This is a genomic window from Pseudomonas sp. PP3, assembly GCF_905336995.1.
Taxonomy (GTDB): Bacteria; Pseudomonadota; Gammaproteobacteria; order Pseudomonadales; family Pseudomonadaceae; genus Aquipseudomonas; species Aquipseudomonas reinekei.
Map to the genome: position 1 here is coordinate 1,798,843 of NZ_HG995459.1, position 12,701 is coordinate 1,811,543.

A 12,701-nucleotide genomic window follows, 5' to 3' on the forward strand; every position below is an offset into this window, starting at 1 on the left:
TGTATTCCAACTGTAGGAGCCGGCTTGCCGGCGATGGCGGCCTGACAGCCGACCAATTTCCCGAGTGCATGTATTCCAACAGCAGGAGCCGGCTTGCCGGCGATGGCGGCCTGATAGCCGACCAATTTCCCGAGTGTTTGTATTCCAACTGTAGGAGCCGGCTTGCCGGCGATGGCGGCCTGACAGCCGACCAATTTCCCGCGTGTATGTATTCCAACTGTAGGAGCCGGCTTGCCGGCGATGGCGGCCTGACAGCCGACCAATTTCCCGAGTGTATGTATTCCAACTGCAGGAGCCGGCTTGCCGGCGATGGCGGCCTGATAGCCGACCAATTTCCCGAGTGCATGTATTCCAACTGTAGGAGCCGGCTTGCCGGCGATGGCGGCCTGACAGCCGACCAATCTCTATCGAATGTACCCACCCCTTTAGGAACTGCCAAAGGCTGCGAAAGCTCCTACAGGTAACCAGGCCGGCCGCTTATTCCTTCTGCTCTCCACCCCCGGCGGTTATCACCTGCACACTCATTCGCGGCATTGCCAAATCCATCCCGGCCTCATCCAGATGCCGTTTCAGCGAAAGATTGAACGCCCGGGAAACTTCCCACTGCTTGATCGGCGCGGTCTTGAAACGGGCGCGCAGGATCGCATTGCCTGACTCGAAACTTTCCACACCCTGGAATTCCAGCGGCGACCAGATATTGCGTCGTTGCAGTGGGTCGGTGCGCATTTTCTGGCCGACTTCGCGCATCAGTTTGATCGCGCTATCAATGTCCATGTTGGCGGGGACCGCGACGCGGAAGATGGCGTAGCCGAATTCCCGGGAGTAGTTCTTGATGCTTTTGATTTCACTGAAAGGGATGGTGTGGACGATGCCGTCAATGTCCCGCAAGCGCACGGTACGGATGGTCAGGCCTTCGACGGTGCCAAGGTGGCCGCCGACGTCGACGTAGTCGTCGATGGCCAGGGAGTCTTCGATGATGATGAACAACCCGGTGATCAAATCGGCCACCAGCGATTGCGCGCCGAAGCCGATGGCCAGGCCGATCACGCCCGCACCGGCCAGCAGAGGCGTGACGTTCATGCCCATGTTCGCCAGCGCGACGATCAGCGCGATGATGAAAATCGCCACGAACAGCACGTTGCGGATCAGCGGCATCATCGTTTGCGCGCGGGCGTTGGCCAGGCCTTTGCGGGAGCGGGTGAGGGCGTGGTGCACGGCGGTGTCGCTGAGGATCCAGATCAGCCAGGCAAAGATCAGCGTCCCCGCGAGGCTGAACAGTTTGACGCTGACTTCATGGCCTTCGCCTTCGGTGAACGCAATCAGCGACATGCCCCAGACCCGCAGGCCGAGTTCGATGAAGGCCAGCCATACCAGCAGATGGGCGAGGGTGTAGAAGAAGCTCTTCAGGCGTTCGGAATACAGCGCGTGGCGTTTGACCCCGCGTTGTGGTTTGAGTGAATGGCGGCGTACCAATCCGTTGATCACCATGCACAACACCAACAACACTGTGCAGATCAGCGACTGGCGCAACGCCGTGCTGGTATCGCCTGCCGAAACAAAAGTGGCGAACAGTGAGATGCCCACCAGCACCAGTGCCGGGACGTACCAGAAGGTGCCGAGGATTTCGATGGTGTCGCTGAGCGCGCGGCGGGTCAGGCGGCGGGACAATGGCTGGTTGCGAATCAGGTGCGCTATCGGGCGACGGAATCGCAGGATGAACAACCCGGTGGACAGCGCCGCCAAGACGTTGGCCACCGTCGCGGCCGTGTGCGCCAGATGTGCACCGAGGCTTTCGATCAGGCGCGGATCGTTGAGGGCTTCACCGAAAGCGGCGAAGCTGCCGATCAGCCACAGTGGCCGAAACGCCTGATGCCGCAAGATGTACAAGGCGCGGTGGCGGTGCGGGCCGTCGAGCAGGGAGAAGGCGATCACGCAGATTGCGGAGAAGCAGGTGCCGACCACCAGCGCATAGGCCAGCACCATGGCCAGGCTTTTACCTAATGACGACGGCAGGGCGTAGCTCATGTAGACGGTGATGACCAAGGCGATCAGCCATGGCCCGAGCTTGCGCAGAGCGAAGCGCAGCATGTCCACGGCCCTGGGGTGTTGTGGCAGTTCTTCGGTCAGCCCGAAGCGCATGCGCACCCGGTGGCTGATCCAGATCAGCGCCGCCGCCAGCAGGCTCCAGAGCATCAGAATCACGGCGAACGCGAAGATGATCGGCAGCCATTCGTTGGCCGGCAATATCAGCGCATTGAGTTCGTCCTTGGCCTGGTCGAACTCGTAGGACCAGCGCGTGATCGGGCTGTCGGCTCCGGTAAATTGTTTTTCGAAGCTGGCGAGCGTGCCGCCAATCAGGCCAAGTACACCCTCTTCGGTGACGGGTTGCGCCTTTTTCGTGGCGTCGCGCAGTTTCTTCAGGTCCTCGAGCAAACGGGTTCGTTGCTGATCGTTTTCCAGGGACTTGATCACTTCGTCCAGCGATTGCCCCAGAGGCTCCTGCGCCTCCGGCTGGGTTTTCGAGGGGCTGTTGAGCAGGCTCGGCAAGCCGACGGCCTGGGCGGACGCCATCGGCAGCAGCGTCATCAAGCAGACAAGGAGCAAGTACGGCAGAGCGAAAAGACGAGCGGGCACTAGGCGGTCAACCTCAGAGTGAGCGGGTCGACCGAGTGTACGAGCCCGTCAAATTCAAAGCGAGTCGGGGTCAGGGATTTATTCGTTGAGTTTGGCGAGGATCTTGAAAATCACCGTGGCGAGGATCAACAGCATGCCGAGCCACATGGCGAGTACGCCGGCGTTTTTGTCACGAAAGTTAAAGCCGACTGCCAGCATGAGCATCCCGATAAGAATGGGGATCAGCATGGCGTGGAATGAGGACATCGTAATCATGGCGACTGCCTTGTCGAAAGGAATAATTTAAGTCTAGTGCGCTTTTGGGCGACCGGTGGTCAGGTGCGAAACCGTTGCAGGAGCCGGCTTGCTGGCGATTGCATCACCGCAGTATTCAGTAAAGACCGCGATGTACCGATCGCCAGCAAGCCGGCTCCTACAGGTTTATGGCAGCTCGCGGCAGGCGTAGAACGCGCTCAGCACTTTGACCAGATGCGCCAGGTCATGGCTGCCGCACAGTTCGCGGATCGAGTGCATGGCGAACGTCGGCAGGCCGATGTCCACGGTGCGCACACCCAGATGGCTGGCGGTGATCGGGCCGATGGTCGAGCCGCAGCCCATGTCGCTGCGCACCACGAAGCTCTGCACTGGCACTTCTTCGGCCATGCATAGGTGGCGGAAGAACCCGGCGGTCTCGCTGTTGGTGGCGTAACGCTGGTTGCTGTTGACCTTGATCACCGGGCCGGCGTTGAGTTTCGGGCCGTGGTTGGCATCGTGCTTGTCGGCGTAGTTCGGGTGTACGCCGTGGGCATTGTCGGCCGAGACCAGCAGGGATTTCTGAATGGTGCGTACGAATTCATCACCCTCGGGCAGCAGGCGACGCAGGGTTTGTTCCAGCATCGGGCCGTCGGCGCCGCAGGCCGAGCACGAACCTACTTCTTCGTGATCGTTGCAAACCAGTACGCAGGTTTCGTCGGTGTCGGCAGTCAGCAACGCTTGCAGGCCGGCGTAGCACGACAGCAGGTTATCCAGGCGTGCGCCGGCGATGAAGTCACCGTGCAGGCCGATGACGGCGGCGCTTTGGGTGTCGTAGAAACTCAGCTCGTAGTCGAGCACCACATCGGCGTTCAAACCGTGCTCGCGGGCGAGTTGGTCGGTGATCACGGCGCGGAAGTCGACGCGCTCGTCACCGGCAAATTGTGCCAGCACGGGCGGCAGCTCGGTCTGGGCGTTGATCGCCCAACCCATGTTGGCTTCACGATTGAGGTGGATGGCCAGGTTCGGAATGATCGCGATCGGTGCCTTGAAATCGATCAGCTGGCTCTCGACCTTGCCGTCACGGCGGAAGGTCACGCGACCGGCCAGGGACAGGTCACGGTCGAACCACGGTGCCAGCAGCGCGCCGCCATAGACTTCGACACCCAACTGCCAGAAACCCTGGCGTTGCAATTCCGGTTGCGGCTTGACCCGCAGGCACGGGCTGTCGGTGTGGGCGCCGACCAGACGAATGCCGCCGTGCAGCGGCGAGTGGCGACCCATTTTGATGGCGACGATCGAAGAGTCGTTACGGGTGACGTAGTAGCGCCCGTTGGCTTCGGTGGTCCAGGGCTCGCGCTCGTCGAGGCGCTGATAGCCCGCCGCTTCCAGTCGCTGAACAAGGCTGGCGGTGGCATGGAACGGGGTAGGGGAGGCCTTGAGGAAGTCGATCAGGCCTTGGTTCAACTCTTCGCGCATAAGTAGCTCCAGACAGCAATGGCGCCAGTTTAACGTATTGGCCCACGGCATTGCAGACACAATGCCGTTTGGCGCGCGTGTGGAGTCAACCGGTGATCAGTGTGCCGTTGAGAAACACTTCGCGTCGTTGTTTGCGGCCCACATATTCATGCTTGCTCGCAAAATAGACAGCGTCGAATTTTGCACGGGAGATGCCGCAAAGTTGTTCGACATACTCATACACCAGTCGATCGTAATCGGCTTCGGTGATGAGTTTGTAGATGTCCCGGCGGTAGAAAAAACCCAACTGGAATCCAAGGGTCTCGCTCAGGTGAGCGGTTTTCCCGGCGAAGCAGTTTTCGAAGTCGATGGCTTTGAGCGGCTCGTGCGTGGCTTCCGGGATCATGATGTTGCCGATCCAGAAATCCATGTGCGTGATGTTCTTGCTGGCCAGTGAGCTCAGCAGTTCGAATGCATCGAGAATGAAGGCCTCGACCTTGTCCGGATTGCGTTGGAGCCAGCGAACGCCGTCAATATGATCGTCGAGCAACTGCGTGATGATGAAATATTCCTGGGCCAGCCCGAGCCGATCCCGCGTGTAGCCGAAGCCTTGCAGCGGCGGCATCTGTACGCCTCGACGTTGCGCTTCAAGGGTGTTTTTCAGCTCTTCGAGGGGCCAGTCGAATCGACCGTTGCGCTGTGGTTTGCCCAGGGTCACCCGCACTTTCGCCTTGAATGTATCCAGTGGCTGGACTTTGGCAAACAGTGGAGTAGACCCCGAGGCCAGTGGTGCGCTGGCACGGGTGAGCTTGTTCGAGCGGCGTTTCTCGATCAGCTGTTCCAGGGCCCGACGCGCTTCGACGCTAGGCTGCTCCGTCAGGTACAGAGTGGTATTGCCGACAACAAAGGTGATGGGGTAGTCGCATTGGAGCGCTTTACTGCTGAGCACGAGGGCATCCTGCCTACTATCATAGTGCTAGCATTTTACGTTTTTTTACAAATTTATGACAATATTTTCACGCCATTTATATGTCACATTATTTGTAACGGGACATAAAGAAGCCCTTCAATCGAAGGGCTTTTTGATGCAAGCCGCACGCTTATCAAAAGGGTGCAGGGCACTCGAAGCGCAGGCGCTCGCCACTTTGCGGGTGGGTGAAGCTGAGCATGCTCGCGTGCAGGCACAGGCGCGGCCAGGCGGCCAGGGCTTGCTCGTGAGCGTAGAGGCCGTCGCCCAGCAGAGGATGGCCGATCGAAAGCATGTGCACACGCAATTGGTGCGAGCGTCCGGTGATCGGCGTGAGCTCGACGCGGCACCAGTCGCCGCAGCGTTCCAGTACACGCCAGAAGGTCAGGGCGTTCTTGCCGAACTCATGGTCGACCACATGGCGCGGCTTGGTCGGCGGGTCATAGCGCAACGGCAAATCGATGCTGCCGCTGTCCAGCTCGGGTTGGCCCCAGCACAGTGCTGTGTAGGCTTTTTCGGTTTCGCGGTCGTGAAACTGGCGGGACAGTTCGCGGTGCATATCGGGATCGCGGGCCAGCAGGATGATGCCGGATGTTTCCCAGTCCAGGCGATGGACGATGCGGGCTTCCGGGTAACCGTTTTCCTGCAGGCGGGTAATCAGGCAGTCCTTGTTGTCATCGGCCCGGCCCGGGACGGAGAGCAGCAAGGTGGGTTTGTTCACCACCAGTACGGCGGCGTCCTGATGGATGATGTGGACGTTGGACAGCGGCATTAAAACAGCCTCGTAACAAACGCCAACGGCGACTCGATCACTTGATTCCCTATCTGTAGGAGCTGGCTTGCTGGTGATGTCATCAGCGCGTTGTAACAGATACAACGCGCTGCCTGCATCGCCAGCAAGCCGGCTCCTACAAAAATAGGGCGCTCAAGTGATCGAGCCGCCGTGGCTCCAGCCGGATCGACTCAGCGATCTGGCAGGGTGATATTGAGTTCCAGAATCGAGCAGCTGCCCTGGCTTTCCAGTGCGACATGCACGTCATCGGACCCGATATTGACGTACTTGCGGATCACCTCGACCAGTTCCTTCTGCAAGGCTGGCAGGTAGTCCGGGGTACTGCGTTGGCCGCGTTCGTGCGCCACGATGATCTGTAGACGCTCTTTCGCTACCGACGCGGTGCTTTGCTTTTTGTTGGCACGAAAGAAGTCAAAAAGGTTCATTGCTTAGTTGCCTCCAAACAGGCGCTCGAAGAATCCCTTCTTCTGTACATCGAGGAATCGATGATCCACGGTCTTGCCCAGCAGGCGATCTACGGTGTCGCTGTAGGCCTGGCCGGCATCGCTCTGGTCGTCGAGGATCACGGGAACGCCCTGGTTGGATGCCTTGAGCACCGCCTGGGATTCCGGGATCACGCCGAGCAGGGTCACCGAAAGGATATCCTTGACGTCTTCTACGCCGAGCATTTCGCCTTTGCTCACACGTTCCGGGTGATAACGGGTAATCAGCAAGTGTTCCTTGATCGGGTCTTCGCCACGTTCGGCGCGACGGGACTTGCTGGCCAGTAGGCCGAGCATGCGGTCAGAATCTCGAACCGAGGACACTTCCGGGTTGGTCACGACGATCGCTTCGTCAGCGAAGTACATGGCCAGGTGGGCACCTTTCTCGATGCCGGCCGGGGAGTCGCAGACCACGAACTCGAAGTCTTCCTTGAGTTGCATCAGGACTTTTTCCACGCCTTCGACGGTCAGCGCGTCTTTGTCGCGGGTCTGGCTGGCAGCCAGCACGTAGAGGTTTTCCAGGCGCTTGTCTTTGATCAGGGCCTGTTGCAGGTTGGCTTCGCCGTTGACCACGTTGACGAAGTCATACACCACGCGGCGCTCGCAACCCATGATCAGGTCGAGGTTACGCAAACCCACGTCGAAGTCGACGATCACTGTTTTGTGGCCGCGCAGAGCGAGGCCGGTACCGATAGCGGCGCTGGTGGTGGTCTTACCCACACCACCCTTGCCGGATGTAACCACGAGAATCTTGGCCAAGGTGTTTCACCCCTAAGGAAAAAGGACTTTTAGCCCCTGAAAAACATCTCTTGAAAACTACTGCAGTCGGACAGCCTTGGCTGGAGTTCGGTTTTGAGCGGCGTTTACCCCCGGTAAACACTGCTTTCGGCCTGTTTCCTACTTCGTTTGAGCCGTTTTCGCTACGTTTTAGAGATGCTTGGAAAATGCGGCAGTATCCGTTAAAGCCGAATGATGTTCAACACATCGCCCGACAGGCTGACCTGGACGCCCGAACCCCACAAAGGGTCGCGGCGCAGATCTTCGGAAACCTTGTAATGTCCGGCGATGGAGACCAGTTCAGCGCTCATTTGCTGACAGAAAATCCTGGCTTTCGTGTCGCCTTTGACCCCGGCCAACACTCGACCACGCATGGGGCCGTATACATGGATGTTGCCATCGGCGAGAAGTTCCGCCCCCGGGCTGACCGAGGAGATCACCACCAGATCGCTGCCTTGTGCATAAATCTGCTGGCCACCACGTACTGGCGAAGTGATGATTTTTGTCGGTTTGATCGTCGGCTCCGGTGGTTTCTCCGGTTTTTTGGCGACGACGCCTTCGTTCAGGTCCAGCGCGCGCTCACGGGCGCCGGACGGCGGCAGCACCGGCAGATCGACTGCGATGGCAGCGGCGATGTCTTCAATACGGCTGGCACGGATCGCCAGGGTGCGCAGGCCATGCTGGCGGCAGACACGCATCAGGCCCGGCAGATCGACCGCGCCTTCGCTGGCCGGAAGTTTGTCCAGGGCCAGGACCAACGGCGCATTGCTGAAAAAACCAGGCGCCTGGGCGACCTTGGCGGCCAATTGCCGGTCGAGGCCCTCGAGGTCGTTACGGGCCAGTTCCAGCACCGTAATGGCGAGCATGCTGCCCTTCAGCTGGAACACGGGATCTTGGTCTAGCGGTTCGGTTTGGCTCATGGTCGGCATACAACGACTTGTCACTAAAAGTGCCGAGACTTATAACGAGAACGCCCGCAGGCCGCAAGCCGGGTCGAACGATGTAGAATGCGCGGCCATTGTCTTTACGGATGTATTAATGGATCGCCCGCGTTTTCAAAAAACTTTTCTGTCTCCACGTTTCTGGCCGCTGTGGTGTGGCTTGGGGCTGTTGTGGCTGATTGTGCAGCTGCCCTATCCGGCATTACTGTGGCTTGGTCGCGTGCTCGGGGCCTTGATGTATCGCGCGGCGGGCGACCGACGGCGCATTGCCAAGCGCAATCTGGAGCTGTGTTTCCCGGAAAAGTCCGCGGCTGAGCGCAAGCGCCTGCTCAAGGAAAACTTCGCCTCCACCGGTATCGCGTTTTTCGAAATGGCGATGAGCTGGTGGTGGTCCCGTGAGCGATTGGCGAAGCTGGCCCATATTGAAGGGCTTGAGCATTTGCAGCAGGCCCAGCGCGAAGGCAAGGGCGTGATCCTGATGGCGGTGCATTTCACCACCCTGGAAATAGGTGCGGCGCTGCTGGGCCAACAACACACCATCGACGGCATGTACCGCGAGCACAAGAATCCGTTGTTCGACTACGTCCAGCGCCAGGGGCGCGAGCGCCACAACCTCGACTCGCTGGCGGTGGAGCGTGAAGACGTACGCGGCATGCTCAAGTTGCTGCGTTCGGGCCGCGCGATCTGGTACGCGCCGGATCAGGACTACGGCGCCAAGCAAAGCATTTTCGTGCCGCTGTTCGGCATTCCGGCCGCGACCGTCACCGCCACCAGCAAGTTTGCACGGCTGGGCAAGGCGCTGGTGGTGCCGTTCACCCAGGAGCGTCTGGCGGACGGCAGCGGTTATCGCCTGGTGATTCATGCGCCGCTCGAAGGCTTCCCCGGCGAAACCGAAGAGGCCGACTGCCTGCGTATCAACCAGTGGATCGAAGGCGTGCTGCGCGATTGTCCGGAGCAATACCTTTGGGCGCATCGCCGTTTCAAGAGTCGTCCGCCCGGTGAGCCGAAGCTGTACGCAAAACGCGGCTGAACGGCCGATACCGACATGCACCATGGAGCGTTGCGATGAGTCCTGCTGAACCGGTAACAGGGTTGATTCTTTCCGGTGGCGGGGCTCGGGCGGCCTATCAGGTGGGCGTGCTGGCGGCGATTGCCGAGCTCTTGCCTTTGGGCGCGGACAATCCGTTTCCGGTGATTGTCGGCACCTCGGCCGGGGCGATCAACGCAGTCAGCCTCGCCAGCGGGGCCACGGACTTTCGCGCTGCCATCGAGCGCTTGACCGCGTTCTGGCAGGGCTTTCGCAGTCATCTGGTGCTGCGCAGTGACTGGCCTGGCGTGATCCGTCAGGCCAGCCGCTTTGTCAGCCACAGCTTGCTGGGCCTCGGTGCTCAAGTGCCGGTGGCGCTGCTCAACAGCTCGCCACTGCGCGGTTTGCTCAACGACAAGTTGCACATGAACGGTATCGCCGAAGCCATCGCGCAAAAGCAGTTGCAGGCGGTGGCGGTGACGGCGTTCGGTTACGAGTCGGGACAGGCCGTGACCTTCTATCAGGGCGGCGGCACCATCGATGCCTGGTTGCGCCATCGCCGGATTGGCGTGCCGACGCAATTGTCCGTTGATCACCTGCTCGCCAGTTCAGCGATTCCGCTGTTGTTTGCCCCGGTAAAGATCGGCGAAGAATATTTCGGCGATGGTGCGGTGCGGCAGTCAGCACCGATCAGCCCGGCGCTGCACCTGGGCGCCAGTCGTGTGCTGGTGGTGGGCGTCAGTGGCAACCCGCGTGGCGTCGACCCCGAGCAACCCCTGCAACGCGCCTACACCGGGCAGCAACCGACGCTGGCGCAAATCGGTGGACACATGCTCAACAGTACGTTCATCGACAGCCTGGAAAGCGACATCGAATTGTTGCGACGCTTGAATCAGTTCAGCCACCTCATGCCCGACGGTACCCCGACACGCACCTTGGGCGTGGCGCCTGTGGAGGTGTTGGTGATCTCGCCGAGTCAGCCGATCGACGAGATCGCTGCACGCCATCGCCAGGAACTGCCGGCGGCACTGCGCCTGTTCCTGCGCGGACCGGGAGCGACCAAGACCAGTGGGGCGGGGGTGTTGAGTTATCTGCTGTTCGAGGCGGGGTATTGCAGCGAATTGATTGAGTTGGGGCGGCGGGATGCGTTGGCCAAGCGCGGGGAGTTGTGCCGGTTTCTCGGGTTGCTGTAGGCGCGAGCTTGCTCGCGATGGAATCAAGGGCAACGCGTGAAATCAGGAAACACGCGTTTTCGTTAACGTCCATCGCGGGCAAGCTCGCTCCTACAAAATCAGAAGTGAACCTTGACCAGGAAGCTGGTCACGCTCTGATCAGTCTTGAAACCCTGGCTGTCTTCGATACCGTACTTGTTTTTCCAGTAGTCATACTCGACACCGACGTACAACTGCTTGGCGCCCAGGTTCAGCGCCTTGCCCAAGTCGTATTTGATCTGTGGGTTGAAGTGCAGGTTGGCGTGGTATTCGCCTTTGTCGTTCACGTCGTTGTCGACAACCCAATCCATGAAACCGTCGATCAGCACGTCCGAGTCACCCACCGGGATGGTGTAGGACCAGGCCGGCGTGATCTGCCAGACATCGTCACCCGCGCGGCTGCCTTCGGTGTGACGGTTGTAGAAGTTCAGCTGGAAGTAATCGAAGCCAGGAATGGCCAGGTCGAAACCCGGACCGATCAAGTAGGACTCGGTATCGTTTTCACCGAACTCATAGGTCATGGCCAGCAGCACGTCTTTGATCGGGCCGAATTCCAGCTTCTGATCGAAGATCTTGTTGAACGACAAACGCGGGCTGAACTCGCCGTAGTGGGTGTTCTCTCCCGCGAAAGAGTCTTCCTTGCCGTTGTAGAAGATCTTGTCGATGAAGAAGAAGTTGTCGCCGTATTTCCAGCCATCGGCGTGTTCGAAGGTCACCGTCTGCTGAATGCGCGGATTGACCTGGAAGTCCTTGCCATAGAGGTAGGTCAGGCTGTTGTCTTGCCATTGCAGCAGATCGCCCGCCATGGCCTGTCCCCCAGCCAGCATCGAACCCGCCAGCATCAGGCTAGTGCACGTACGTTTCATTCGGTTGCTCCCAAAAAGTAGGTGTTCCACGTGTTTTTTTAAGGTCGGCGCTCTGGTGTGGCGCCTTTTTCTGTAGCTGCAAAAAAAATCATCCATTCGGTCAGCTTTCATGCTGTTAGCAAGAGCTGCGCCAAGGCATTCGAAAAACAAAAAAACTCCCGCTCGGCTGCTCAAAAACAGTCGATTGAGAGTGGTTTGGGGATGCCTTGATACCGTCCAGAGCCGGGATAAGTTGGCTTTCTGGTCAGGAATTAAATCCGGGCTTTTTTTTAAAGCGGATTCAGGCGGTCGCGGAGAATACTGACTCCTCGGCCAGGTCTCAAGTGCCCCGCAACAGCGCACCGACGACAGGTTTGGGGCACGGTTGCGGGTCATCTTAGAAATGCACCTTTACCAGCAGGCTGGTGGTGTTTTCATTAGTGTCGAGGTTGCCGTTGTTTTCGATGCCGTATTTGTCCTTCCAGTAGCTGTACTCGGCGCCGACGTATACCTGCTTCTCCCGCCAGCCGAGGGCTTTGCCCAGGTCGTATTTGATCTGCGGATTGACGTGTACGTTGGCGTGGTAGGTGCCGCGCGAGTTCTCGTCGTTATCCACAACCCAGTCGATGTAGCCGTCGATCAGCAGGCTCGAATTGCCCAACGGGATGGTGTAAGACCAGGCCGGGCTGATCTGCCAGACATCGTCGCCGGGGCGCGAGCCTTCGGTCTGGCGGTGATAGAAGTTCAGGGTAAAAAAGTTGAAGCCGGGGATCGCGAGGTCGAAACCCGGGCCAATCAGGTAGGCCTCGGTGTCGTCTTCGCCATTCTCGTACGTCATGGCCAGCAGCACGTCCTTGATCGGGCCGAATTCGAAACGGCGGTCGAGGATCTTGCCGAAGGAGAGGCGCGGGCTGAACTCGCCGTAGTAGGCGTGAGAGCCTTTGTTGCGGTCTTTCTCGCCGTTGTAGTAGGTGCTATCAACGAACAGGAAGTTGTCGCCGTACTTCCAGCGGTCGGCGTGTTCAAAGGTTATCGTCTGCTGGATCGACGGGTTGACCGCGAAATCCTTGCCGTACAGATAGCTCAGGCTGTTGGTCTGCCACAGCAGTAAATCGCCGGCCATGGCCTGGCTCGCCGCCAGAAGTCCACCGCCCAACAGCATGCTGGTTTGTGTACGAATCATCTGTTGCTCCCTCTTGTTGTTATTTTAAAGGCGCAGGAAAACCCAACCCTTGTAGGAGCCGGCTTGCTGGCGAAGAGGCCAGAACATCCAACATGGATGTCGTCTGACACTCCGCTTCGCCAGCAAGACGGCTCCTACAGGGGGTATGTGTT

The 12,701-nt window shown here is 59.3% G+C and carries 12 protein-coding genes; 2 read left to right on the forward strand and 10 right to left on the reverse strand.

Translation table 11 applies throughout. The features are described from left to right. Positions 1-477 precede the first annotated feature (477 nt). The 8 genes from KHO07_RS08380 to minC all read right to left on the reverse strand — a co-directional run bounded on the left by KHO07_RS08380 (position 478) and on the right by minC (position 8,262). A complete protein-coding gene (locus KHO07_RS08380; protein ID WP_212626905.1) occupies positions 478-2,634 on the reverse strand; it encodes a mechanosensitive ion channel domain-containing protein in 2,157 nt (718 codons plus the stop codon). A 78-nt stretch (positions 2,635-2,712) separates the two neighbouring features. Then, complete coding sequence (locus KHO07_RS08385) at positions 2,713-2,889, reverse strand: hypothetical protein (protein ID WP_167371518.1); 177 nt, start codon at positions 2,887-2,889, stop codon at positions 2,713-2,715. Between the two features lie 165 nt (positions 2,890-3,054). After that, positions 3,055-4,344, reverse strand: coding sequence for a M18 family aminopeptidase (locus KHO07_RS08390; protein WP_075948768.1), 1,290 nt, complete (start codon positions 4,342-4,344; stop codon positions 3,055-3,057). Positions 4,345-4,429: 85 nt separating this feature from the next. Next, the gene (locus tag KHO07_RS08395) at positions 4,430-5,272 is read right to left on the reverse strand and encodes a hypothetical protein (protein WP_150735265.1); all 843 of its coding nucleotides are present in this window, start codon (positions 5,270-5,272) and stop codon (positions 4,430-4,432) included. Positions 5,273-5,426: 154 nt separating this feature from the next. Continuing rightward, positions 5,427-6,062, reverse strand: a complete 636-nt coding sequence (locus tag KHO07_RS08400) for an RluA family pseudouridine synthase (RefSeq protein WP_212626906.1) — start codon at positions 6,060-6,062, stop codon at positions 5,427-5,429. Positions 6,063-6,253: 191 nt separating this feature from the next. Then, a complete protein-coding gene (minE, locus tag KHO07_RS08405) occupies positions 6,254-6,508 on the reverse strand; it encodes a cell division topological specificity factor MinE (RefSeq protein ID WP_007974947.1) in 255 nt (84 codons plus the stop codon). A 3-nt stretch (positions 6,509-6,511) separates the two neighbouring features. Continuing rightward, positions 6,512-7,324 (reverse strand): septum site-determining protein MinD, encoded by an 813-nt coding sequence (gene minD, locus KHO07_RS08410; protein ID WP_090453967.1) that lies wholly within the window; start codon positions 7,322-7,324, stop codon positions 6,512-6,514. A gap of 200 nt (positions 7,325-7,524) precedes the next feature. Then, on the reverse strand, positions 7,525-8,262 hold the full coding sequence (gene minC, locus KHO07_RS08415) for a septum site-determining protein MinC (RefSeq protein WP_075948782.1): 738 nt from the start codon (positions 8,260-8,262) through the stop codon (positions 7,525-7,527). A 118-nt stretch (positions 8,263-8,380) separates the two neighbouring features. On the opposite strand from minC, the gene KHO07_RS08420 reads away from it, so the two are divergent. Beyond that, complete coding sequence (locus KHO07_RS08420; protein WP_150735266.1) at positions 8,381-9,313, forward strand: lipid A biosynthesis lauroyl acyltransferase; 933 nt, start codon at positions 8,381-8,383, stop codon at positions 9,311-9,313. A 35-nt stretch (positions 9,314-9,348) separates the two neighbouring features. Continuing rightward, on the forward strand, positions 9,349-10,503 hold the full coding sequence (locus KHO07_RS08425; RefSeq protein ID WP_212626907.1) for a patatin-like phospholipase family protein: 1,155 nt from the start codon (positions 9,349-9,351) through the stop codon (positions 10,501-10,503). 98 nt (positions 10,504-10,601) lie between these two features. Here the strand turns inward: KHO07_RS08425 and KHO07_RS08430 are convergent, their stop codons facing one another. Then, positions 10,602-11,387 carry an outer membrane protein OmpK gene (locus KHO07_RS08430; RefSeq protein ID WP_150702857.1) on the reverse strand — a complete coding sequence of 262 codons (786 nt, stop codon included), beginning with the start codon at positions 11,385-11,387 and terminating at the stop codon, positions 10,602-10,604. 376 nt (positions 11,388-11,763) lie between these two features. Further along, complete coding sequence (locus KHO07_RS08435; protein WP_212626908.1) at positions 11,764-12,549, reverse strand: outer membrane protein OmpK; 786 nt, start codon at positions 12,547-12,549, stop codon at positions 11,764-11,766. Positions 12,550-12,701 lie beyond the last annotated feature (152 nt).

Bases quoted from the DNA above. Each gene is read 5' to 3' on its own strand.
- minE (WP_007974947.1), bottom strand. From the start codon at position 6,508: ATGAACCTTTTTGACTTCTTTCGTGCCAACAAAAAGCAAAGCACCGCG.
- minC (WP_075948782.1), bottom strand. From the start codon at position 8,262: ATGAGCCAAACCGAACCGCTAGACCAAGATCCCGTGTTCCAGCTGAAG.
- KHO07_RS08430 (WP_150702857.1), bottom strand. From the start codon at position 11,387: ATGAAACGTACGTGCACTAGCCTGATGCTGGCGGGTTCGATGCTGGCT.
- KHO07_RS08385 (WP_167371518.1), bottom strand. From the start codon at position 2,889: ATGATTACGATGTCCTCATTCCACGCCATGCTGATCCCCATTCTTATC.
- KHO07_RS08420 (WP_150735266.1), top strand. From the start codon at position 8,381: ATGGATCGCCCGCGTTTTCAAAAAACTTTTCTGTCTCCACGTTTCTGG.
- KHO07_RS08390 (WP_075948768.1), bottom strand. From the start codon at position 4,344: ATGCGCGAAGAGTTGAACCAAGGCCTGATCGACTTCCTCAAGGCCTCC.
- KHO07_RS08435 (WP_212626908.1), bottom strand. From the start codon at position 12,549: ATGATTCGTACACAAACCAGCATGCTGTTGGGCGGTGGACTTCTGGCG.
- KHO07_RS08425 (WP_212626907.1), top strand. From the start codon at position 9,349: ATGAGTCCTGCTGAACCGGTAACAGGGTTGATTCTTTCCGGTGGCGGG.
- KHO07_RS08400 (WP_212626906.1), bottom strand. From the start codon at position 6,062: ATGCCGCTGTCCAACGTCCACATCATCCATCAGGACGCCGCCGTACTG.